The sequence below is a fragment of the Echinicola sp. 20G genome (assembly GCF_015533855.1).
Classification (GTDB): domain Bacteria; phylum Bacteroidota; class Bacteroidia; order Cytophagales; family Cyclobacteriaceae; genus Echinicola.
The window spans coordinates 2,942,734-2,964,216 of the sequence record NZ_AP024154.1; the positions used below are offsets into that span (position 1 = coordinate 2,942,734).

Genomic DNA, 21,483 nt, shown 5'->3' on the forward strand with positions numbered 1-21,483 from the left:
AGTTAATGGTTTTTGTCCCAAATCCTCATTCCCAATTTACCAGCCTGGCGTCTTTAAGGGCTCCCAAGAAACAAAATCGAAGTTGAAACTGAAAGCCCTAAAATAAAAAGGAGGTTTGAATTATCTTATAGGGTGTGGGAATACTGCCATGCTTTCTACAAAATCATCTCCTACAGATTGGACTGCAAAGAAGTAGTTGTCTTTGGAATAAGGTAATGTTAGACTAGTGTTTTGAGTGAAAAACTTCTTTTCCCATATAGGGGAAGTGGTTTCCCGCATCAAGACATAATAGCCCTTCACATTTCCAGCAGCAGGAGCGTTCCATTTAAGGGTGGAAGAGTTGGAGAGTTGGCTTACATCGATTCCTACCTCTTGGGGAACAGAAGGGGCTGAAGCAAGGCTGGCTAGTACAGCTAGATTGACTCCTGTGTTTTTTCGGAGGTATTCATAATCTATGTGTTCGGGAAGGTCACCGTATTGAATGCCATTCTCTGTTCTTAAGTCTTGATGCTGTTGGTTATAATTTTCATTGAATTCACACATTCTGACAGCTGTAAAACCTTCTCTAGAAAAAGGGGTATGGTCTCCTCCCCTTAGAAATCTGTCGTTCCTGTATACCAGTTTTACTTCAAGTTGGTCAACATACCTTTCTCCAATTTCTTTGATGTACCGCGCCAATTGGCGGGATTTGCTATCGTTTTCTCCATTGGTATACCTTCGTAGTCGCTCCATTTCTTCTGTTTCCAAAAGTGGTACTCCTTCACTAAAAACCCTAACGCGCGTGTTGTCTTTGATTGAGGTGCCGCTGGAAGCACTGTTTCCTATCATGTCATTGTTGATCATGGCGGCCAAGTTCCAGCCTTCAGCCTTTGCCTTTTGGGCCATATAGGTGGCGCCTTTAAGTCCTTGTTCCTCACCGGACACTGCAACAAAAATAATAGTGGCTGAATAGGGCCTTTTGCTCATGATCCTGGCCATTTCTATCAATGCGGCAACTCCAGACCCGTCATCATTGGCTCCTGGAGCATCGCTTTCGGCGTTCATGACATCACTGACCCTGCTGTCGAGATGCCCACTTACAACAAAGATTCTGTCATCGTTTGGGTTGGTTCCTTTCAATGTTGCCATGACATTGCCCATTCGGACATCTTCCGGGATTCTTCTACCATCTTTCTCTATTGTGTAATAGTCGATTTTAGCACTTAAACGACCGTCGGATCCAGCTTCAAAGGATTTGAATTGAGAAAGAACGTATTGTCGAGCAGCTTCAATTCCCCTATCTTCTTGGTCCTTGCTAAGGGAGTGCCTGGTCCCAAAGCTTACCAATCCATTGATATATTCCTCAAGACGATCTGGAGAGATTTCTTGAACCATTGCAGCAATCTCGCTGTTTCGATGAATAGTTTGGGTTTGTGAAAAAGCCAATATAGGAGTTAAGAATACGATGATTAGTAAAATTTTCTTCATGGAGTCAAACTTATGGTTTTGATAGTTTTAAATTTATATCATCTTAAGAGAAATAAAAAAAGTATTACATGAACGACGAACTGATTCCAGAAAAGGGAGAGTATGGGGCTTTTTACGAGACCTATGTTTCTAAAGTTAAGGGAGAGAATATCAAAGAATTGCTGATCTCCCAAGTAGAAGAACTCAGAAGTTACTTTGAGGGAATGACGGAAGAGCAGGCGAAAGAAACCTATGAGGACGGAAAATGGAGCCTAAAAGAAGTGATAGGCCATATCAATGATACTGAAAAGATCATGCTTTTTCGTGCTTTGTGTTTTGCCAGAAAGGATGATCAGGAATTGCCGGGAATGGATCAAGAAGATTATGTAAAGGCTGGCCGTTTCAATGATGTGCCTTTAGCCGACCTTTTGGAGGAGTTTGAACTTTCCAGGTATGTGATCAGGTCATTTATGAACCATTTGCCAGAAGAAGCATTGACTTATACTGGTACGGCAAATGGCTATGAAATTAGTGTGAGGGCTTTGTTGAATATAATTCCAGGGCACTTTAGGCATCATATGCAGATTTTGCATGAAAGGTACTGATTGGATTAATCAATATAATTATCAAACATTAGCTTAAGAAACATGTTCGAGTATAACCCCGATAAGCACTATCCCAAAGAGACTGAAAGTAGAGCGGTGATCAGGTTCCAGGATTGTGATCCCCTTCAGCACCTAAACAATGCCAAGTATTTTGATTATTATTTCAATGCCCGTGAGGATCAAGTTCCTAAGCTTTATGGGGTAGAGATGTACGATTTGATCAAGAAATACCAAGCGGCGTGGGTGGTTTATAACCATAACATCTCTTATGTCAGGCCAGCGATGGTGGGCGAATGGGTGAGGATTAAAAGTCGTATTCTTTGGCATAATGAGAATACAGTGGTGATTGAGTATTATATGACGGATGACTCCCACAAAGAGCTTAAAAATGTCCTTTGGAGTACCCTTAAGTATGTGGGGCTAAAAGATGGAAAAGTGAAAGACCATGCAGGTGAAATCAATGATTTTTTGAAAGCTACCTCCGATGACTTTGACATCAGCAAGCATTCTATTACAGAACGGGTCAAGCAGTTAAAGGCGAAGCTAAAAGAAGAATAGTAAGCTGGAAAAGAAAGGGAAGACTGATTAGTCTTCCCTTTTTACTATAAGATTTAATAATGGATTAGTCAACTTTGTACATTTTGTTGGCTGCATTGATGTATTCCAATGGATTGAAGGCTTTGTCAAAAGCGTTCTTCAAGTTGTTGAGTTTAGACTCTAAATCATTGATTTTCGGTCCAATATGCTTTGCTTCTTTGTATTTGTCGATGAGTGAGTTGTACTTGTTGATATTTTCACTGATACGGAAAGTGATGCTGCCAAAACGGATTTTTAAGGATTGGATCTCCGACATTTCATTGTAGAAAGTGTTCTTCCAGTTCTTGGGATTGGTTTCTTTTTCGTGCTTAACTCTCCTTGCAATAATGTTGGTCAACTCATTCAAATATTCATACCTGAGGTTAGCGTCATTCTCCTTACTATACCTTCTCTCGAATTCTTTTTTACCAATATCCAGTATTTTGAGGTTCTTGTCGAGGTTTTCCTCATACAGTTTCTTGAGCTCTTCCAATTCAGTATCAATCGCTTCCCATTCCGTTTCAATCAGGTTTTTGTCATTGGTAAATTGCCCCAACTCGGCAACCAATTCAAACATTTCCTGGCTTTGGTCCCTTAATTTTTTATCTCTTTTTCCTGTGCCAATGCTCTCAATATAGCTGGACATCCCTGTAAAAAGTGCTTGGCTGAAAGTTCCGAATATAGGCGTGCCTGCTGACAAATCTCCGGTAAGGCTGATCAAATTGGCCACTACAGAAAGTGTTGGGCTTTCTTTTTTGTTCTTATCCACGAAACTCTTGAATCCGCTATACCATTCATTGAACCCTGGGTAAGAAGTAGGGTTCCCGACGGAGTTAAGTGTTTGGAAGAAGTCTCTTGTGGCGCCAAAAAGAATCAAGGGCCTAAGCTCCCTTTCCATGGCCACTAAGTTGATGATGGCAGATTGATAGTTCCCTTGGTAAATATTCAGTTCAGCATCCTTCTCAGCCTGCTGGAAGTCTTCAATCAATTTCACCCTTTCAATCAGTTTTTCAATTTTTTGGGTTTCACTGCTTGTTTGGTTTAAAGATTCATCCAACATCTGGATTTTTTGATCCAGGTCAGAGAGTTTCGTACCCAGCTGGTTGTCCATAGAGTCGGTTTTGACCTGAATGCTTTTTAGGAGGCTGTTTTTCAAAGATTGCTCCAAGGAGATAGTGATGGAGTCTGTCTGGGCATGGACATTAAAAGCAGCCAGCAATAATATAGAAATGGTTAATAAGTAGATTTTAGTTTTCATAGAACAATCAATTTCTATTTCTCGTACGAAATTTGTGCCATAAATGTAATTGCAATATTTCATTTTGATGCATATCAGATTTCAAAAATAGAAAAGGTTTTGAAAGCATAAGCTAAATTTAATTTTGGAAGATAAATTATATGGCCTTATTATTTAAAAAACAGTTCATCTTTAGTTATTTTAATTGATGTCCTAAAATCTTAAATTACCTTCTGCTAGATAAATTTATACACACTTTTGGAAAAGTGAAGAAGCAAAGGCTAGGTTGGTTTTATGATGGATAAGTCTGAGAAATATAACCCAAAAATAGATGTTTGAGATTCCTAGAACGATTTTTACCGAGGAGCATGAGATGTTCCGACAGTCTATTAGAGAATTTGTAAAAAAAGAAATCATCCCTAATAATTCTGAATGGGAAAAAGCAAAACAGGTTTCCCGAGAGTCTTGGGAAAAACTTGGGCAGAATGGATTTTTGTGTCTTCAAGCGCCTGAATCCTTTGGTGGCTTGGGGATTTCTGATTTTAGGTTCAATGCTATTTTTACGGAGGAACTGGGACTTAGTGGCTGTTCAGGGCCTGCTATTGGCTATCCGCTTCACAGCGATATAGTTTTTCCCTATTTGCAGCATTATGGAACAGACTCGGCTCATAAGAAATATGCCTCTAAAATGATTTCTGGAGAATATATAGGAGCCATAGCCATGACAGAACCAGGGGCTGGAAGTGATTTGCAAAACATAAAAGCCACGGCAAGGGATATGGGGGACCACTATCTTCTCAACGGTACAAAAACATTTATCACCAATGGTTATTTGTGTGATATGGTCGTAGTGGCAGCCAAGACAGATCCTACTCAAGGTGCCAAAGGTATTAGTCTTTTTGTTGTTGACAAGGAGATGGAAGGATTTACCAAGGGAGTTCCATTTGATAAGGTTGGACTTCATGCGCAAGATACCTGTGAACTGTTTTTTGAAGATGTCAAGGTGCCCAAAGAAAACCTATTGGGGAAGGAAGGAGAGGGCTTTAAGTACTTGATGACTGAGCTGGCCCAAGAACGTTTAATTGTTGCTTTGGCTGCGTTGGCTTTGGCAGAGTTTATGCTCAAGTCCACTGTGGAATATGTAAAAGGGAGAGAAGCTTTTGGTCGGTCCATTTCAGAATTTCAAAACACGAGATTTAAATTGGCTGAAATGGCGGCTAAAATTGAGCAGGCCAGAATTTATTGTGATCAACTGGTTTTGCTCCATAATGATAAAAAAGTAGACAGTGCCATGGCATCTGGAGCTAAGTATTTGATGACGGAGTTACAGTGTGAGGTAGCAGATGAATGTGTTCAACTACATGGAGGTTACGGCTATATGTGGGAATACCCGGTGGCCAGAGCTTATGCTGACGCAAGGGTGCAACGTATTTATGCTGGTACCAATGAAATCATGAAAGAATTAATTGCCCGTAAGGTATTGAAGTAGCGGAAGTTAGTTAGTATGTGTGCCCTAATATATACTTTATGAATGATTTAAAGCTTTTTTTAAAATCCATAAATGACTTATATTGTTCTAAGAATATGAGCCACCTATACGTAATTTGTAACCCAAAATAATAACAAAATGAAAGACTTTCCTTGGTTTGAAAATTACCCGAAGTCCGTCCCCAAAGAAGTGGATGTAGAAGCATATAGCAGTGTAATTGGGCTTTTTGAGGAAAGTATCCAGAAATATGGAGATGCTGTGGCTTATGAATGTATGGGCAAACAAATGAGCTTCAATGAATTGGATAAACTGTCTAGGGATTTTGCAGCTTACCTTCAGAATGACCTAAAACTGAAGAAGGGAGAAAGGATTGCCATTCAGATGCCCAATCTCCTTCAGTATCCTGTGGTCATGTTTGGGGCTTTGAGAGCTGGCTTGATCGTAGTAAATACCAATCCGCTTTATACTTCTCATGAGATGAAGCATCAGTTTGAGGATGCGAGTGTATCTGCTGTGGTGATTGTTGCCAATTTTGCCAAGAACCTTGAGGAAATATTGCCTCATCTAAATGTTAAACATATCATTATTACAGAGATTGGGGATCTTTTAGGAGGGCTCAAAGGGATTATTGTGAACTTGGTCGTTAAGCATGTGAAAAAGATGGTGCCCGCTTATCACATTCCAAAGGCTATAAAGCTAACCTCGGCCTTAAAAGCGGGAAAAAACAAGAAACATACCCCAGTCGATATGACATTGGAAGATACAGCTTATCTTCAGTATACAGGTGGAACAACTGGAGTTTCCAAAGGAGCAGAATTGACCCATGGAAACATAGTGGCTAATATGCAGCAAATATCTGCTTGGATGAAACCAAAACTGGTGGAGTATGAAGAAGTGGTCATCACAGCCCTGCCGTTATATCATATTTTTGCATTGACGGTAAATTGTCTGGCAATGCTAAAAATTGGAGCTCACAATGTGTTGGTGACCAACCCTAGGGATATGAAGGCTTTTTGTAAAGATCTTGGCAGTCATAAGTTTAGTGTTCTGACCGGGGTGAATACCCTGTTTAATGGCTTACTTAACCAAGAGGCTTTTAGAAATTTGGACTTTAGTTCTTTGAAAATCTCAGTGGGTGGCGGAATGGCCGTACAAAAGTACGTAGCAGAAAAGTGGAAGGAAGTCACCGGGACGCCATTGGCAGAAGGATATGGACTGACAGAAACTTCTCCTGTGGCTTGTTGTAATCCCATTGATGGTACAGAGAGACTAGGTACGATTGGCTTGCCCTTGCCCAATACAGAAGTGAAGATTGTGGATGATGAAGGAAATGAATTGGCTAATGGTGAGAAAGGTGAGGTTTGTATAAAAGGGCCCCAGGTGATGAAGGGTTATTGGAAAAGGCCAAAGGAGACAGCTGATGTGATGCTTGGAGAATGGTTGAAGACTGGAGATATTGGGGTGCTGGATGATGATGGCTTTGTGAAGATCGTAGACCGCAAAAAAGAAATGATTTTGGTGTCAGGTTTCAATGTTTACCCGAATGAAGTGGAAGATGCCATTGCTACCAATGATAAAGTTTTGGAAGTTGGAGTGATTGGAATGCCAGATGAGCGTTCTACAGAGCGGGTGATAGCTTATGTGGTGCCGGGTGACAAATCACTCACTGAAGAGGAAGTCATTAAGCATTGCAGGGAGTCACTTACCAATTATAAGGTTCCTAAGGAGGTCCATTTTGTGGATGAGCTTCCCAAATCTAATGTGGGAAAAATCCTTAGAAGGATTATCAAGGAAAACCACATGAAACAATCAGCATAAAAAAAGCTCTCCGTTAAATACGGAGAGCTTTTTCTTTATATACTAACTTCTTGATCTTTAAAGGCTGCCCTTGGTTTCAAGTTAAGCGTTTGGAATAGTTGCTTGTCCATGTCCACTTCAGGGTTCGGCGTTGTCAAGAGCTTGTCCCCAGCAAAAATGGAGTTTGCTCCGGCCATAAAACACAGGGCTTGTTCTTCAGTGCTCATTCTGACCCTACCTGCTGAAAGCCTCACCATGGCTTTTGGCATGATGATTCTAGCTGTGGCAATCATTCTGACCATTTCCCAAACGGATACTTTTTCTTGTTCCTCAAGTGGAGTACCTTCCACAGGTACCAAAGCATTGACGGGTACTGATTCTGGGTGACTTGGTAGTGTGGCCAAAGTATGGAGCATTCCCACTCTGTCATCCAAGTTTTCTCCCAATCCGATAATTCCACCAGAACATACAGAAATGTCCGCTTTTCTAACATTGTCCAAAGTGTTCAACCTATCATCGTAGTTTCTGGTAGTGATGATTTCGTTGTAGTGCTCTTCGCTAGTGTCTAAGTTGTGATTGTAGGCATATAAACCAGCATCTTTCAGTTTCTTAGCTTGTTCTTCAGAGAGCATTCCAAGCGTACAGCACACTTCCATCCCCATGGTGTTTACTCCTTTGACCATGTCCAGTACTTTGTCAAAGTCCCTATTGTCTCGGACTTCTCTCCAGGCAGCTCCCATACAAAAACGGGTACTTCCAGCAGACTTTGCATCGGCTGCTTTTTGGAGCACTTCTTCTACTTCCAATAATTTATGGACTTTCACATCAGTGTGGTACCTTGCTGCCTGAGGGCAATAGGCACAGTCCTCGGGACAACCACCGGTTTTCACAGATAGCAAGGTGCAAACCTGCACTTCCTGTGGGTCATTGAATTCTCTATGAACGGTGGCGGCTTTATAGATGAGTTCCAATATTGGTAAATCAAAAATGTTTTTGATTTCTTCTCTTGTCCAGTTATTTCTAATCTCAGTCATCAAAATTGGATTTGTATGAATCATTACAAGCCTTAAAATTATTGATTTTTAGCAAGTATGTAATGAATTTCAAGGTTTTTCCTTCGTTTGTATTATCTGTGTCCCTTTTGCATCTAGGTGATATGGGGCATTTATTGATTGTTTAATCGTATCAAGAGCCTGTGTGACTGTTCATAATGCCTTTTTTCATGGACAGTAATAATGTCAAGGGCGGTCTCTAATGAGTAAGCGATTAACTTATTGGCTGGGGAATTGATAACTTGGTGTTTTTCCAAAAAAGGTTTAAGCTTTGGTATCCACGCCGATAAAGCTTTTTGATGATTCTCAAATTCTTTGAGGAGTTCATCGCTTTCAGGACCCTGGTATTTATTTGGTTCCCAAATAGGAATGGTTTTGATCTTTTTTTGGTTTTCTGGAGTAACAGATTTTAAGATCATGTTTCCAATTGCCCGGTGAAGAAAACCGATATTCCCAATAAAAGGCTTTTGATAGGTGCCTTCTTCCAATTGCTTGAAAATAGGAAAGTAGCTTTCATTGATCAAAATAAGGTGCTGGATGTTTTCAGCGATACTCCAAGTATTCGGGTTTGGCTTTCTATAAAGTTTTTCAGGAGAAACATCTGCAAAACTTTTCAGGAATTTCTGGGTAGTCTCGTCGATGCTAGTTTGCCAGTTATTGATTTTGGTATCCATAAGAATTGACTTTTGGTCTCAGGTCTTTCCAGCGTTAATCTCAAATGCCAAATTAAATTTTGGGACATTTTGGGCCAAAAATCGTTATAATGATTGACAAATTACTAAAATTGAAAAGTAAATTTATAATTACACCCACAACCCTTTGAAGTAGAATGATGTATGCCATTGTAGATATTGAAACGACAGGCGGATATGGAAAAAGGCATAGGATCACAGAAGTGGCGGCATTGGTGCACGATGGAGAAAAGGTGCTGGAGTCATTTCAGACTCTGATCAATCCTGATTGTGAAATTCCCGGCTATATTACTGGCCTTACAGGAATTGACCAAAGGATGGTGGAGGATGCTCCTTTCTTTGAAGATATCGCAGAAGCGTTTTTTGAGTTTTTGAAGGACAAGGTCTTTGTGGCACATAATGTCAACTTTGATTATCAGTTTATCAAATCTGAATTTGAAAGGGTGGGGATGGAATTTGATGCTCCTAAATTGTGCACGGTCAGGTTGAGTAGAAAGATTTTTCCGGGTCTGAGATCTTACAGCTTAGGCAGTATTTGTGAACATAAAGCCATTTCCATTAAGGCCCGACATAGGGCTTTTGGTGATGCGGAAGCCACTGCTGAATTGTTTGGGATGTTGTTGGCAGCTGATGATGAAGGGGTGGTTCAGGCTTTGCTAAAAAGAAACTCCGGAGAAGCTTTTTTACCTCCCAATATTACCAAAGAGCAATTTTTGGAGCTTCCAGAGGATATAGGAGTCTATTATTTTCATGATGCCAATGGCAAAGTAATATATGTGGGGAAAGCACTAAATATCAAAAGTCGGTTCAAAGGTCATTTTTCTGGTGCAGGAAAAGGGAAACAGGCCATGAAAACGGCAGTGTACAGCATAAGTTATCAGTTGACTGGTAGTGAGTTTTTGGCCTTATTGGTGGAGGCTTTGGAGATCAAGAAGCATTGGCCAAAGTTTAATAGAGCCCAAAAGGTAAAAGAGGCCAATTGGGGGCTTTACCGGTATCAAGATGGAGCTGGCTATGAACGTTTCCAAGTAGCGAAAGTAAACAGGTTTAGTAAGGCTGTCCTGACCTTTAGGTCTCATCACGAGGCCTGGTCTTATTTACTGGGAAAAGTGGAGCAATACCGCTTATGTGCGAAGCTTTGTGGTATTCAAAAGACAAAGGGAGCTTGTTACGATTATCAAGCAGGGGCTTGTGATGGTCCTTGCTGTGGAGAAGAGGAGGTGACAAGCTACAATGAAAAAGTCAAGCGGTGGATGGATAATATCCAGAGAGAGCGGGCCAGGTTGTTGATAAGAGAAAAGGGAAGAACCAGGGAAGAGCATGCGGCCATCTATTTTGAGGATGGTATTCTCCAAGCTTATGGTTTTATAGAGGCTTCTTTGGAAGTGGATTCTGATGAAGAAGTATTAGGCTATTTGGATAGAGTCAAACCTGTTTCCGATACTACTCCAATCTTAGAGCAATATTTGAGCAAACAGCTATCCAAAACCGTAAAAGTGCTGGGTTGATCCTTCGGTATGTGCTAGTAAAACGGATTGTTTTGACAGTATTTGGGGAAAGAGGGAGTTAAACTAGCCTGAAAGTGAAAGGGCTGTTTTAAATAACGCAAAAAATGGTTCGAAATTTTGATGATCCCAAATTTTTTTGGTTAAAATTCAGTGATTAAAGAATTAATGTTTATTATGTTTTATACTTTTTCGCTAATACAGTAGAATTGTTTATATTGATAGTAGCAGAGTTACTAAAGTTTTCTTGAACCCAAAAATTTCCTAGATATGAAAAAGTTGTTTTGTTTTGCCATTGTTTTTCTATTGGCTGCCCGAATTTCTTTTGCGCAAGAAGATCATCAATATATGGTGATTGAATTTATCAAAGTAGCATCCACACAGATGGTAGATTACTCAGATAATAAGGATTTCATGGAGAAAATTTATGAGGAAGCAGTAAAGCAGGGGGATGTGGAAGGATGGGATCTCTGGTCACTTCAATCAGGCCCTGATCAAGGTGAATTTCAATTTGTAACCATCACTTATTACAATGACCCTGTTAAGATGATGAACGCGATGACTGATGATAATTTTTTGAATTATGCCAAGAGGGCATACTCTTCAACGATGTCGGAAAGCCAGATCGAATCAGCCGTAAAAAGTGCGGTGCAAAACCGGGATTTGGCCATGAGGGCATATATGGTTGAGGTAGCGGAGACCAAGGATAATTTTCAAATGAAACCTGGTGTTTTGGCTTCATTTGACCTGATGAAAGCGGCTGAGGGACGGTTTAACGAATATGAAAATGTGGAAAATGAGCTCTACTTGCCTTTTCACCAGAAGAAGATTCAAGCTGGAATGATGGGGAGTTGGAAATTTTTAAGAACAGCAGTGCCCATGGGGAGTGCGGCCGAATATACCCATATGACATTGAACTTTTATGATGATTATGTGCAGTTCTTCAACTCTATGGAGTATGAGGACATGGAAGCTTCTGAGGAGCAATTGACCGCGATGGAAGAAGGGTTGAGCTCAAGGGATCAAAAGTGGGTTTATATGGCCACCTTGTTGAAAGCTATTCGCTGATTAGATTTGAATTGAACCGATAATGAGCCTGTTTTGGATAAAAAGCAGGCTTTTTTATGATAAGGTATCTTCTATCGGGACCAATTGACTGACGATGTTGTCTAAAAGATCATTGTTTTCCGAGATAAACAGTTTTGCCGCTTCTGTGAGGGCTTCAATGTTTTTTTTGCTGACATCATCTATTTCAGAGGTGGCATTGTGCAAGGAAGGTTGAATCCTAATGTAGCTTTTGGCGTTTTTACCGGCATCGAAAATCCATTTCAATTGATAGGATACTGTTTCAGCGTTTCCTGACATCATGATTGAAATCAAAGGCTTTATCCATTGGGCGAGCCCATAACTTTTGACTTCCGAAAACAATAGGGAATTTTGTACTTCTCCTGTTCCAAGTGATAGCATGAACATATTGCTACTGGTAGGGTGGTTTACATACTCAAAAGCCAACTTCCGCACTTCTGCATAAGCGCACATCGCTGGGTTGTTGGCAAAGACTCCTCCATCAATCAATGGGTAGCTAACGTCAAGTGCAGAAGATATTTCGCTGGCTTCAAAATAAGTAGGGGCTGCGGCGGAAGCTTCTGTCACATCACGCACGAAGAAATCCTTAGCTTTGGTTTTTTGTGCATTGTGCTGAGTAAAAAACATTGCCTTTCGATTGCTGATTTCATATGCGGTGATCAGACATGGTTTGAGCAATTGACTTAGCATCGTGTTATCAAAAATCGATGCCATGGACCTTCTGAAAGTGTATTTAGAGTATTTTTCATCAATCAATCCCCAAAAAGTTTTAAGCTGATGAGATAAGTTTTTTTTGAATATGGCGGTTCCATACTTATGAAACATCTCTAAAATTTCTTTGGCGCTATACCTTGCTTCAGAAGGACTTTCTTTTGATGGAGTCAAAAGCGCACAAGCTAAGATTCCTCCAGTACTGGTTCCTGCTACAAAGTCTACGTAGTCCGCCAGCTTAGAATTTTTATTGCCGGTTTTAAGCTGGATCTTTTTTTCAATTTCATTAAGGATAGTTGCTGGAATTATCCCTCTAATTCCACCTCCATCTATTGAGAGAATACGCACTTTGTTCATGCTATTTTGGGTTTGTCTAAAAGGCTACATACTCAATTGTTATTAGTAATTTAGGTAATATTTAGCTATCTAAATAATTGTTTAGCAATGGTTTGATTGTTTTTTGTTTCTTTTTTAATTCCGTGTTTAGGTTGTACTTAACGAGTTTTAACTTTTGGTCATAGGCTAAAAGTGAAAAATGGTAATAGAAAGGCAATATGGAATAATCAAAGTTTTGGGAAACATCCACTAGATTGAAGTTTAAAAGACAATTATGAAAAGGAATGTTGCTGATTCTAGGAGATCATTTATAAAAAAATCAGGGCTCGCTACAGTCGGGTTTATGGGCTTATATCAATTTGTAAGCCCATTAGTAAAAGCATCTTCAAAGGGACAAATAGCTGGCTATGGCCCGCTAATAAAAGACCCTAAAGGGATTTTGAATTTGCCCAAAGGGTTTAGTTACAAAATTATATCAAAGGCTGGAGAGAAGATGAAGGATGGCTTTCTTACACCTGGCAGGCCAGATGGAATGGGGACTTTTGAAGGCAAAGATGGACGGGTAATCATTGTTCGTAATCATGAGAATAGTCCAGATGAGTTTGAAGAAGGAGCTTTTGGAAAGAAAAATGAGTATTATTCAGAAGTAGACACTGACAAGCTTTACGAAACAGGGAAGGGTACTCTTCCAGGCCTTGGAGGTACTACAACCTTGGTTTATAACCCTGAGACAGGGGAAGTAGAGCAGGAATATTTGAGTCTTGCAGGGACTATACGAAACTGCGCCGGAGGGGTCACTCCATGGGGCTCTTGGTTGACCTGTGAAGAATCCACCGTTAAGAAAGGGGGCTATAAGGGGCAGTTAGAACAGGATCATGGGTATGTTTTTGAAGTACCAGCATCTGAAGAGCCCATTCTAAGCAAAGCACTTCCCATCAAGGAGATGGGACGTTTTAACCATGAGGCAGTTGCCGTTGACCCAAGAACCAGTATCGTCTATTTGACGGAAGATAGAGGTGATGGTCTTTTCTATCGTTTTGTCCCAAATGCTCCTGGAGAGCTTCAAAAAGGAGGAAAGCTACAGGCTTTGGCAATTACGGGGTCTCCAAGTCGGGATACCCGAAACTGGAAAGATCTTAAAGGGAAGAAGTTTCCTAAGAACACCCCAATTGAGGTGGAATGGATTGATTTGGAAGATATCGATGCTCCAGAGGATGATTTGAGGCATAGGGGATTTCAAGAAGGGGCAGCCTGTTTTGCCAGAGGTGAAGGGATTTGGTTTGGGGATGAAGAATTGTACTTTGCTTGCACTAATGGAGGAGAGATTTCAGCAGGTCAAGTGTTCAAGTATGTTCCTAGTGAGTTTGAAGGAACGACTGATGAAAAAGGGGCTCCGGGTAAATTGGAGCTATTTGCAGAGCCCAATGATAAGGAAATCCTAAAAAGCTGTGACAATGTAGCCATAGCACCTTGGGGGGATCTACTGCTATGCGAAGATGATCCGCATCCTTTTGTGGTGGGCATTACACCTCAAGGGATGTATTATAAATTAGCAGAAAACATTGGCTTTAGGACAGAGTTTGCTGGCGGAGTGTTTTCTCCTGATGGAAAAATCTACTTTGTCAATATCCAAGGGGCAGGCTTGACTTTGGCCATAACAGGGCCTTGGGATAGTAGAAGCTAGTATGTAACTAAAGAGAATAGGGCCATTGATAGGTGGCCCTATAACTCCCCTTTATCAATAGCAGTTGGTTTTTTGTTTTCATCAATCGCCACTAAGGTGAACGTGCCACTTATTGCTTTTTCTCTTCCTTCTTCGTACATCTGTTCGATAAAAATATCCACTTGGACCTTAATACTTGTTCTTCCGATGTGGACAATTCTTCCCACTAATTCCACAATGGTGCCTGCTGGTATGGGGACTGTGAAATCTATTTTGTCGCTGCTGACAGTTACCATACGCTGCCTACTGAATCGGGTAGCTGCGATAAAAGCAACTTCATCCATCATGTGCATGGCTGTTCCGCCAAACAGGGTGTCATAATGATTAACAGTATTGGGAAAGACAGCTTTGAAAATTCTGGTTTCAGCGTTTTCGATTTTTACTTCGAGTGAGGTCATATTTCTTTTTCAAGTGCTAAGAAGTGTGAAACTTTTTGGTGATGATCTAACAAAGGAAAGATCGTGATTTCACAAAGGTAATGAGATTGATCTTTCTTGTAATTTAATAATTTGGAGGTGAAAGGCTTTTCAAGCTTTAGATTTCTTGTTACCTCCTGCAACGCAAGTTTTGATGTGTCATCTCCCTGAAGAAAAGCAGGTTTTTTCCCAATGGCAAAGTTTGGACTGTAGCCAGTCATTTTTTTAAAGCCATGATTTACCCATATGATTTCTTCGTTTAAGTTGGTCAATACCAAAGCATCATAATTTAAGCTCAACATATCCAATTTACTCGCCCAGTTGAATTTATTCTTATAATAGTTTAAAGTGTTGAAATCTTGTTCATTGAGTGATTTTATAGGCTTTTGAAATATTGATTGTACATAAATGTCCCAGCTTTTGAGTGGGGCTGGTCTAAATGTGATTTTGTATTTCTTGCGAAAAAACATGATAAGGTTGTTTAATCCGGACAGGTACTTAACCTGTCCGGATAAAGGATTGTTTACTTTGCTAGACTTAATTCAGGCTCTTCTCTTAAGGTTTTGGCAGCTAGAACCATTTTTTTAAGGGCTCCATCTGTTTCCTCCCATCCTCTGGTTTTTAGTCCACAGTCTGGGTTTACCCATAGGAGCTGGTCAGGAATGACCGCTCTGGCTTTTTTCATCAACGCTACCATTTCATCGGTGGAAGGCACCCTTGGAGAATGGATGTCATATACTCCAGGGCCAATTTCATTAGGATACTTGAATTCAGCGAAGGCATCCAATAATTCCATCTGGGAGCGTGAACATTCAATCGTGATAACATCAGCGTCCATGGCCGCTATGTGCTCAATGATATCATTAAATTCTGAATAGCACATGTGGGTGTGGATTTGGGTTTTGTCCTGAACACCAGAGGCTGCAATTCGGAAGCTTTCGACTGCCCATTGTAAATAATGATCCCAATCTGCCTGACGCAGAGGCAAACCTTCCCGTAATGCGGGCTCGTCAATTTGGATGATTTTAATACCAGCATTTTCCAGGTCTTTTACTTCTTCTCGGATGGCCAAAGCAATTTGCTGACAGGTAACAGACCTGGGTTGATCATTCCTGACAAAAGACCACTGAAGGATAGTGACTGGCCCTGTAAGCATTCCTTTGACATTTTTGGAGGTTAGAGATTGGGCAAAAGCTGTCCACTGCACTGTCATTGCCTCAGGCCTGGAAACATCTCCATAGATGATCGGTGGCTTAACGCACCTTGACCCATAGCTCTGCACCCAACCGTTTTGGGTGAATGCAAAACCGTCTAGTTGCTCTCCAAAATATTCGACCATATCATTGCGCTCAAACTCGCCATGAACTAAAACATCCAATCCAATTTCTTCTTGCCATTTGATGGCTGCTTCTGTTTCCTTGCGAATAAATTCATCGTATTGATTTTGAGTCAATACCCCTTTTTTAAGTTGGGCGCGCCATTGTCGAACTTCTTTGGTCTGTGGAAATGATCCAATGGTAGTCGTTGGGAACAAAGGAAGGTTCAAGTTGTCTCGTTGCAGTTTTTGGCGAACAGAGAACTGACTTTTGCGTCTGCTATGGTTTTCAGTAAGTCCTTTTACAGCTTCACCGACTACTGGCTTATGAATTATAGGAGACGATATTTTACTTCGAATAGCCTCTTGGTTTTTCTCGAAAATTGGTGCAACCAAATCATTTTCCTTGTCCAGAGAAAGTTGCTTCAAAATGGTGATTTCATTAACTTTTTGTTTAGAAAAAGCGAGCCAGTTTTTGATTTCAATAGGCAATGAAACCTCATTTTTTTCTTCGTCCAAATCACATGGACTATGGAGTAATGAACAACTAGGTCCTATTAAGAGACGGGTTCCTTTTTTACTTTTTTTAGCGTGTTCAATGAGTTTGAGTGATGTCTCAAAATCATTTTTCCAGATGTTTCTACCGTCGATCAAACCTAGTGACAGGCTCATGTTTTCAGGAATTACCTTAAGTACTGGATCCAACTGTTCAGGAGACCTAACCAAATCCACATGCATCGCACATACAGGAAGTGAGGTTGCAAGAGCTATGTTGTCCTTTAACCCACCAAAGTAGGTGGTGAGGATGGTTTTGATGGAGGGGCAAGCTTTTTTGATTTCACCATAAACATATTTAAAAGCTTCTTTTTCGTCTTCCGAAAGGTCCATGGTGAGGAACGGTTCGTCAATTTGAACCCAAGTGGCATCTAAGTTCTCCAACTTTTTAAGAATATCAATGTAAACCGGAAGCAGGTTTTTGATCAGGGAAATTCTATGAAAGCCACTTTCTTTTTCTTTTCCTAGCAAAAGGAAAGATACTGGTCCGAGTAACACAGGCTTGGTGTGTATGCCCAGCCTTTTCGCTTCTTTGAATTCATCCAATACCTTCTTGGAGAAAAGCTTGAAGGTTTGGCCTTTTTTGAACTCAGGAACAATGTAATGATAGTTCGTGTCAAACCATTTGGTCATTTCCATGGCAATGATGTCCAACCCATCATTTTGGTAGCCTCGAGCCATGGCTAAATAAAGATCCAATTCCGGTTTTTTCTGATCTGTTAGGATAGGGTGGTAACGTTCAGGAATAGCGCCGACGGTAAGTGACATGTCCAAAACCTGATCATAAAAGGAAAAATCATTGGATGGAATCAGGTCGATACCTGCTTCCAACTGTAATTTCCAGTTGGTTTCCCTAATGTCAGCTCCTGTTTGAAGGAGTTCATGAAGGGTGCTTTTTTTTGCCCAATAAGCTTCACTGGCTTTTTTGAGCTGTCTTTTGCTACCAATTCGCGGATAGCCAAGATTGTGCGTTAGCATAATGATAAACTTTTAACGTAATAAATAATTGTCAAAAGCCTTTAGCTAAACTTCGCAATGCAGCAACAGGGAGTAATTCTGAAAAATAGGACATACTTTTCCCTTGGGCAGATTGATCCCAGAAGTATTTTGGAAAAAGGAAGTCGTACTTGACAGCTACTTCAAATCGCGAAAGCATTGTCATTCCTGCCGGACTGGGGCAGGTCAATTTAGGCAGGTCTCCTGGCTTGTGACATTTTTGCCGCCCTTCCCATCCTGATAGCTATCAAAACAGTGGGTCTCAAGGGCAAAAACTTTGAAGTCACTTACAGTTGCGCGACAGCCCGTGATTTTCACACGGTTCCCTATTATCCCCGGCCTTGGCCGGTGACCTAAATTGGTGAATGAAGAAATTATGTAAAGAACTTTGAACGGCAAATATAGCGATAACATTTTGGAATGGAAGGAAAAAATAAATTGGTCGTTTCTTAGTAGAGCAAATATGCCGAACCAAAAGATCCTGATTACACAATCTTCTTGACTGGGAAACAGGTTGAAAATAAACACTATGTGATAAGATAGGATTAAATACGGTTATTGGTTTTCTTTCTTGCGACAAAGTCGGCCATACTTCTATTTTTGTAAATATTGAGGGGGTAACTACCCCCTTTGCTCAAATAATTATTAAAAAGACTATGACACAAATAGGGTTAGGCTTGGCGGCTCTTGGGAGGCCTGAATACATCAACGTTAGGTTCGATCAGAATATAGATAAATCTTTTGGTGCTTTTCAGTATAAAACAATGGAAGTATTGGATAGGGCCTATGCCGGTGGAATTCGGTATTTCGACACTGCCCCTTCCTATGGTAAAGGAGAACAGTTTTTATTGGAATGGCACCAAAGTCATCAGCATCCTGATGTCCTTATAGGCACCAAATGGGGATATACCTATAAGGCGAACTGGGAATTGGGGTATGAGGGCGCACATGAAGTAAAGGAACATTCTTTGGTTAAGCTTAAAGAGCAATGGGCATTTTCAAAGCAATTTCTGCCTTCATTGGGTATTTATCAGATTCACTCCGCTACCTTTGAATCTGGCGTGCTTGAAAATAGAGATGTTCATAAGGAGCTATTAAGAATTAAGCAGGAAACTGGGGTTAAAATAGGAATGAGTACCAGTGGTAAATCCCAGAGTGAAATTCTGAAAGCTGCGATGGAAATCAAAGTGGATGGAGAAATCCTTTTTGATAGTTTTCAAGTAACCTTTAACATATTGGAGCAAAGTACATTTTCAGTCTTGAAAGCTGCTCAGAAACTTGGTAAAACCGTCATTATCAAGGAAGGTTTGGCCAATGGAAGGATTTTTCCTAATTCGCGTTTCAAGCATTATGCTGAAAGGTATGATATACTCAAGAAATTAGCTACACATTATCATGTGGGAGTAGATGCATTGGCGCTTCGGTTTATTATGGATTTTCTTCACCCAGATTATGTCTTGAGTGGGGCAGGAAATACAAAGCAACTGGAGGAAAACCTTATGGCCAATCAAATTCAACTTAGTGATTCAGATCTTCGGCTTATGCGAGAAATGGAAGAAAGTGTTGATTCCTATTGGGGTGAAAGAAGCTCATTGAAATGGAATTAGAAAATGATTTTTTTATTCTTCAAAATCTATTTTATTTGTAGCGTCCATTTGGGGAGGCTATAATTTAGTGGCCTGCTCCAATGATTTCGGAGTGTAGCGCAGCCCGGTAGCGTACTTGCATGGGGTGCAAGGGGTCGTGGGTTCGAATCCCGCCACTCCGACTCTTTCGAAACATTTCGATTATAAAACCCTGTAAATCATATGGTTTACAGGGTTTTTTGTTTTTATATACATCAAGATATACCATAATATATCAAGATATATGAGAGCAATTAGGTGAACACTTTTTATTGATTTTATTTTGTTATAATTGACTTAAGTCGCTGTTTAACAGGATGTTGATGATTGTTTTCTTAATTTGTTTTGATTCCTTTTGATTTCCGTTGTGGCCTTATGAGGCGCGTAAATTGAAATTATTAGTCAAAATGATACAAAATGAAATAAAATGAAAGTTTGTAACACATTTGGAATTCACTTTATTGTTAGGAAATCTAGAAGCAAGGCCGGTATGTGCCAAATTTATGTAAGAATTAGTCTCAATGGATCTAGAAGAGAAATTTCCCTAAAAAAGTTTGTTAAAGAGAGTGAATGGGACAAAAATAGAGGGAAGTTAAGAGGGAATCGTAGAAATGTATCCGAAACTAATTTCTTTATTGAAGAGGTTAGGAACCAGGTTTATGAAGCCTATCATGAATTGGCCAATAAAAGGCGGTCATTCCATATCGATGATCTTAAGAATTATTATTTAAGGGGTGGGGAGGAAGAGTATACTTTGTTGCGGTTGATGGAATATCATAATCTTACTTCTGCCAATACACTTTCAAAAGGAAGTTTAAAAAACTATAGGACCACGGAAAAATACCTTAAGATGTATTTTAAGGATTGGTTAAGAGTTTCGGATGTTTTTTTAAGTGAAATCAACTACCGTTTTTTATCTGATTTTGAGTTTTTCCTAAGAAAGTCTTTTCCAAAAGAAGGAAATAAGGGGCTGAGCAATAATGGGATTATGAAGCATCTTGTAAGGCTTAAAAAGCTATCCTCCTTTGGGGAAAGGTTGGAGTGGTTGGAAAAAGATCCTTTTGCTAAGTACCAGATTAAATTTGATAAAGTAGAGAGAGGATTTTTGGATCAGGATGAATTGGAGCTTATTGAAAATACTGATTTTGAACTCCCAAGACTAAATCTGGCTAAAGATCTTTTTGTATTTAGTTGTTATACTGGACTATCTTATGTGGATATTATGAATTTGAAGCAGATACATTTTATCCGTGGAATAGATGGCGGAAAATGGATTTATACCACTAGGCAAAAAACTGGTGTAAAAGTCAAGATTCCAATCTTGCCATTTGCTGAAAGGATAGTTGAGAAATATAAACAAGATTGTAGGGCATTGGATAGAGGAACAATTTTTCCATATGCCAGCAACCAAAAGCTTAATAAAAATTTGAAGGATATTGCAGCAGCATGCGGACTAAATAAGTACCTTACCTTTCATTTGGCCAGACATACATTTGCAACAACAATTACATTACTAAATGGAGTACCCATAGAAACGGTGAGTAAGGTTTTGGGACACACCAAAATTACTACAACCCAAATTTATGCGAAAGTAGTGGAATCAAAGGTCGGAGATGATATGGATAAATTAAGGACGATTTTATCAAGGAAAGAGCGAGAACAGAAGGAGGAAAAAAATCAAATGTACCATAATAGGGGTGATTCTCGGTAGAACGTGATTGTTAGATATAGCAATGGGTAAACTAGGAAAAGCACCTTACTGGGGTGTTACTGGTGAATAAATAATGTTTTTGGATTTTAGGTTTACAGGATTAACCATTAAGCAAAAGATATGAACATTGATTTTATAACAAAACAGGATTTGGTGGATTTCAAAGATGAATTTTTTAAAGAATTGGAATCCTTGATGAAAAAACAATCAGGAACTCCTAATAAAAGGTGGTTGAAATCCTATGAAGTAAGAGAGTTGTTAGGCATCTCACCTGGCACCCTACAGAATTTAAGGGTTAATGGAACGCTGCCATTTACTAAAGTTGGAGGCTTAATGTTTTATGATTTTCAGGATGTAAGGAGGCTGATGGAAAGTGGGAAATGATTGAATATAATGTGTTTTTAGGAGCAAATGATAGGAGGATGAAAAGATGTTGGTTCTCTTATGAACAAATTTTATGATTTTTCGACCATTTTAATACGAAATGACTTCGGTAAGATTATTTAACAAGTGATGTTTCGTTTAAGCCTTTTCTCGAGTCAATTGCATAATCATTTGGAGATGTATTTTTGGGAGGAAAGTTAGTTTTAATAGTACCGTCAGGTGGAGC

Annotated in this window: 18 protein-coding genes, 1 tRNA gene and 1 riboswitch; of the genes, 11 read left to right on the forward strand and 8 right to left on the reverse strand. The window is 39.9% G+C overall.

What is annotated here, in order from left to right:
- Window positions 1–120: 120 nt before the first annotated feature.
- On the reverse strand, window positions 121–1,467 hold the full coding sequence (locus tag JL001_RS12340) for a M20/M25/M40 family metallo-hydrolase (RefSeq protein WP_200976367.1): 1,347 nt from the start codon (window positions 1,465–1,467) through the stop codon (window positions 121–123).
- Window positions 1,468–1,535: 68 nt separating this feature from the next.
- On the opposite strand from JL001_RS12340, the gene JL001_RS12345 reads away from it, so the two are divergent.
- On the forward strand, window positions 1,536–2,051 hold the full coding sequence (locus JL001_RS12345) for a DinB family protein (protein ID WP_200976368.1): 516 nt from the start codon (window positions 1,536–1,538) through the stop codon (window positions 2,049–2,051).
- 42 nt (window positions 2,052–2,093) lie between these two features.
- The gene (locus JL001_RS12350; protein ID WP_200976369.1) at window positions 2,094–2,609 is read left to right on the forward strand and encodes a thioesterase family protein; all 516 of its coding nucleotides are present in this window, start codon (window positions 2,094–2,096) and stop codon (window positions 2,607–2,609) included.
- A 64-nt stretch (window positions 2,610–2,673) separates the two neighbouring features.
- Here JL001_RS12350 and JL001_RS12355 read toward each other — a convergent pair whose 3' ends face one another.
- Entirely contained in the window at window positions 2,674–3,885 is a 1,212-nt protein-coding gene (locus tag JL001_RS12355) for a hypothetical protein (RefSeq protein WP_200976370.1), read from the reverse strand.
- Window positions 3,886–4,195: 310 nt separating this feature from the next.
- Here JL001_RS12355 and JL001_RS12360 point away from each other — a divergent pair, with 310 nt between their 5' ends.
- Both JL001_RS12360 and JL001_RS12365 read left to right on the forward strand, forming a co-directional pair.
- Window positions 4,196–5,353, forward strand: coding sequence for an acyl-CoA dehydrogenase family protein (locus JL001_RS12360; RefSeq protein WP_200976371.1), 1,158 nt, complete (start codon window positions 4,196–4,198; stop codon window positions 5,351–5,353).
- A 138-nt stretch (window positions 5,354–5,491) separates the two neighbouring features.
- Window positions 5,492–7,171, forward strand: a complete 1,680-nt coding sequence (locus JL001_RS12365; protein WP_200976372.1) for an AMP-binding protein — start codon at window positions 5,492–5,494, stop codon at window positions 7,169–7,171.
- A 35-nt stretch (window positions 7,172–7,206) separates the two neighbouring features.
- On the opposite strand, the gene bioB is transcribed toward JL001_RS12365, so the two are convergent.
- Together bioB and JL001_RS12375 are read right to left on the reverse strand one after the other, a co-directional pair.
- Window positions 7,207–8,184 (reverse strand): biotin synthase BioB, encoded by a 978-nt coding sequence (bioB, locus tag JL001_RS12370; RefSeq protein WP_200976373.1) that lies wholly within the window; start codon window positions 8,182–8,184, stop codon window positions 7,207–7,209.
- A 131-nt stretch (window positions 8,185–8,315) separates the two neighbouring features.
- A complete protein-coding gene (locus tag JL001_RS12375) occupies window positions 8,316–8,876 on the reverse strand; it encodes a DinB family protein (RefSeq protein ID WP_236252793.1) in 561 nt (186 codons plus the stop codon).
- A gap of 155 nt (window positions 8,877–9,031) precedes the next feature.
- Here JL001_RS12375 and JL001_RS12380 point away from each other — a divergent pair, with 155 nt between their 5' ends.
- Both JL001_RS12380 and JL001_RS12385 read left to right on the forward strand, forming a co-directional pair.
- Window positions 9,032–10,402 (forward strand): exonuclease domain-containing protein, encoded by a 1,371-nt coding sequence (locus tag JL001_RS12380; protein WP_200976374.1) that lies wholly within the window; start codon window positions 9,032–9,034, stop codon window positions 10,400–10,402.
- Window positions 10,403–10,669: 267 nt separating this feature from the next.
- The gene (locus tag JL001_RS12385; RefSeq protein ID WP_236252794.1) at window positions 10,670–11,467 is read left to right on the forward strand and encodes a hypothetical protein; all 798 of its coding nucleotides are present in this window, start codon (window positions 10,670–10,672) and stop codon (window positions 11,465–11,467) included.
- Window positions 11,468–11,521: 54 nt separating this feature from the next.
- Here JL001_RS12385 and JL001_RS12390 read toward each other — a convergent pair whose 3' ends face one another.
- On the reverse strand, window positions 11,522–12,553 hold the full coding sequence (locus JL001_RS12390) for a patatin-like phospholipase family protein (RefSeq protein WP_200976375.1): 1,032 nt from the start codon (window positions 12,551–12,553) through the stop codon (window positions 11,522–11,524).
- Window positions 12,554–12,806: 253 nt separating this feature from the next.
- Between JL001_RS12390 and JL001_RS12395 the strand changes: the two genes are divergently transcribed.
- Window positions 12,807–14,216 carry an alkaline phosphatase PhoX gene (locus JL001_RS12395; protein ID WP_200976376.1) on the forward strand — a complete coding sequence of 470 codons (1,410 nt, stop codon included), beginning with the start codon at window positions 12,807–12,809 and terminating at the stop codon, window positions 14,214–14,216.
- A gap of 38 nt (window positions 14,217–14,254) precedes the next feature.
- Here JL001_RS12395 and JL001_RS12400 read toward each other — a convergent pair whose 3' ends face one another.
- Genes JL001_RS12400 through metE form a run of 3 tightly spaced genes read right to left on the reverse strand, consistent with a single transcriptional unit; the run spans window position 14,255 to window position 17,519 of the window.
- Window positions 14,255–14,653 carry an acyl-CoA thioesterase gene (locus JL001_RS12400; RefSeq protein ID WP_200976377.1) on the reverse strand — a complete coding sequence of 133 codons (399 nt, stop codon included), beginning with the start codon at window positions 14,651–14,653 and terminating at the stop codon, window positions 14,255–14,257.
- The gene (locus tag JL001_RS12405; protein ID WP_200976378.1) at window positions 14,650–15,141 is read right to left on the reverse strand and encodes a PAS domain-containing protein; all 492 of its coding nucleotides are present in this window, start codon (window positions 15,139–15,141) and stop codon (window positions 14,650–14,652) included. Before JL001_RS12405 ends, JL001_RS12400 begins: the two co-directional genes overlap by 4 nt.
- Before the next feature lie 53 nt (window positions 15,142–15,194).
- Window positions 15,195–17,519 (reverse strand): 5-methyltetrahydropteroyltriglutamate--homocysteine S-methyltransferase, encoded by a 2,325-nt coding sequence (gene metE, locus JL001_RS12410; RefSeq protein WP_200976379.1) that lies wholly within the window; start codon window positions 17,517–17,519, stop codon window positions 15,195–15,197.
- Between the two features lie 194 nt (window positions 17,520–17,713).
- Window positions 17,714–17,909, reverse strand: a riboswitch (cobalamin riboswitch).
- Between the two features lie 284 nt (window positions 17,910–18,193).
- Here metE and JL001_RS12415 point away from each other — a divergent pair.
- From JL001_RS12415 to JL001_RS12430, 4 genes are all read left to right on the forward strand, one after another.
- Window positions 18,194–19,144, forward strand: coding sequence for an aldo/keto reductase (locus JL001_RS12415; protein WP_200976380.1), 951 nt, complete (start codon window positions 18,194–18,196; stop codon window positions 19,142–19,144).
- An 87-nt stretch (window positions 19,145–19,231) separates the two neighbouring features.
- Window positions 19,232–19,305: transfer RNA gene (locus JL001_RS12420), tRNA-Pro, on the forward strand.
- Between the two features lie 284 nt (window positions 19,306–19,589).
- Entirely contained in the window at window positions 19,590–20,873 is a 1,284-nt protein-coding gene (locus JL001_RS12425) for a site-specific integrase (RefSeq protein ID WP_200976381.1), read from the forward strand.
- 120 nt (window positions 20,874–20,993) lie between these two features.
- A complete protein-coding gene (locus JL001_RS12430; RefSeq protein WP_200976382.1) occupies window positions 20,994–21,257 on the forward strand; it encodes a helix-turn-helix domain-containing protein in 264 nt (87 codons plus the stop codon).
- Window positions 21,258–21,483 lie beyond the last annotated feature (226 nt).

What these genes read in the sequence shown, in the direction of transcription:
- JL001_RS12375 (WP_236252793.1), bottom strand. Translation starts at nt 8,876, where the DNA reads ATGGATACCAAAATCAATAACTGGCAAACTAGCATCGACGAGACTACC.
- JL001_RS12385 (WP_236252794.1), top strand. Translation starts at nt 10,670, where the DNA reads ATGAAAAAGTTGTTTTGTTTTGCCATTGTTTTTCTATTGGCTGCCCGA.
- JL001_RS12380 (WP_200976374.1), top strand. Translation starts at nt 9,032, where the DNA reads ATGATGTATGCCATTGTAGATATTGAAACGACAGGCGGATATGGAAAA.
- JL001_RS12425 (WP_200976381.1), top strand. Translation starts at nt 19,590, where the DNA reads ATGAAAGTTTGTAACACATTTGGAATTCACTTTATTGTTAGGAAATCT.
- JL001_RS12360 (WP_200976371.1), top strand. Translation starts at nt 4,196, where the DNA reads ATGTTTGAGATTCCTAGAACGATTTTTACCGAGGAGCATGAGATGTTC.
- JL001_RS12355 (WP_200976370.1), bottom strand. Translation starts at nt 3,885, where the DNA reads ATGAAAACTAAAATCTACTTATTAACCATTTCTATATTATTGCTGGCT.
- JL001_RS12405 (WP_200976378.1), bottom strand. Translation starts at nt 15,141, where the DNA reads ATGTTTTTTCGCAAGAAATACAAAATCACATTTAGACCAGCCCCACTC.
- JL001_RS12415 (WP_200976380.1), top strand. Translation starts at nt 18,194, where the DNA reads ATGACACAAATAGGGTTAGGCTTGGCGGCTCTTGGGAGGCCTGAATAC.
- JL001_RS12345 (WP_200976368.1), top strand. Translation starts at nt 1,536, where the DNA reads ATGAACGACGAACTGATTCCAGAAAAGGGAGAGTATGGGGCTTTTTAC.
- JL001_RS12390 (WP_200976375.1), bottom strand. Translation starts at nt 12,553, where the DNA reads ATGAACAAAGTGCGTATTCTCTCAATAGATGGAGGTGGAATTAGAGGG.
- JL001_RS12430 (WP_200976382.1), top strand. Translation starts at nt 20,994, where the DNA reads ATGAACATTGATTTTATAACAAAACAGGATTTGGTGGATTTCAAAGAT.
- metE (WP_200976379.1), bottom strand. Translation starts at nt 17,519, where the DNA reads ATGCTAACGCACAATCTTGGCTATCCGCGAATTGGTAGCAAAAGACAG.
- JL001_RS12365 (WP_200976372.1), top strand. Translation starts at nt 5,492, where the DNA reads ATGAAAGACTTTCCTTGGTTTGAAAATTACCCGAAGTCCGTCCCCAAA.
- bioB (WP_200976373.1), bottom strand. Translation starts at nt 8,184, where the DNA reads ATGACTGAGATTAGAAATAACTGGACAAGAGAAGAAATCAAAAACATT.
- JL001_RS12400 (WP_200976377.1), bottom strand. Translation starts at nt 14,653, where the DNA reads ATGACCTCACTCGAAGTAAAAATCGAAAACGCTGAAACCAGAATTTTC.
- JL001_RS12350 (WP_200976369.1), top strand. Translation starts at nt 2,094, where the DNA reads ATGTTCGAGTATAACCCCGATAAGCACTATCCCAAAGAGACTGAAAGT.
- JL001_RS12395 (WP_200976376.1), top strand. Translation starts at nt 12,807, where the DNA reads ATGAAAAGGAATGTTGCTGATTCTAGGAGATCATTTATAAAAAAATCA.
- JL001_RS12340 (WP_200976367.1), bottom strand. Translation starts at nt 1,467, where the DNA reads ATGAAGAAAATTTTACTAATCATCGTATTCTTAACTCCTATATTGGCT.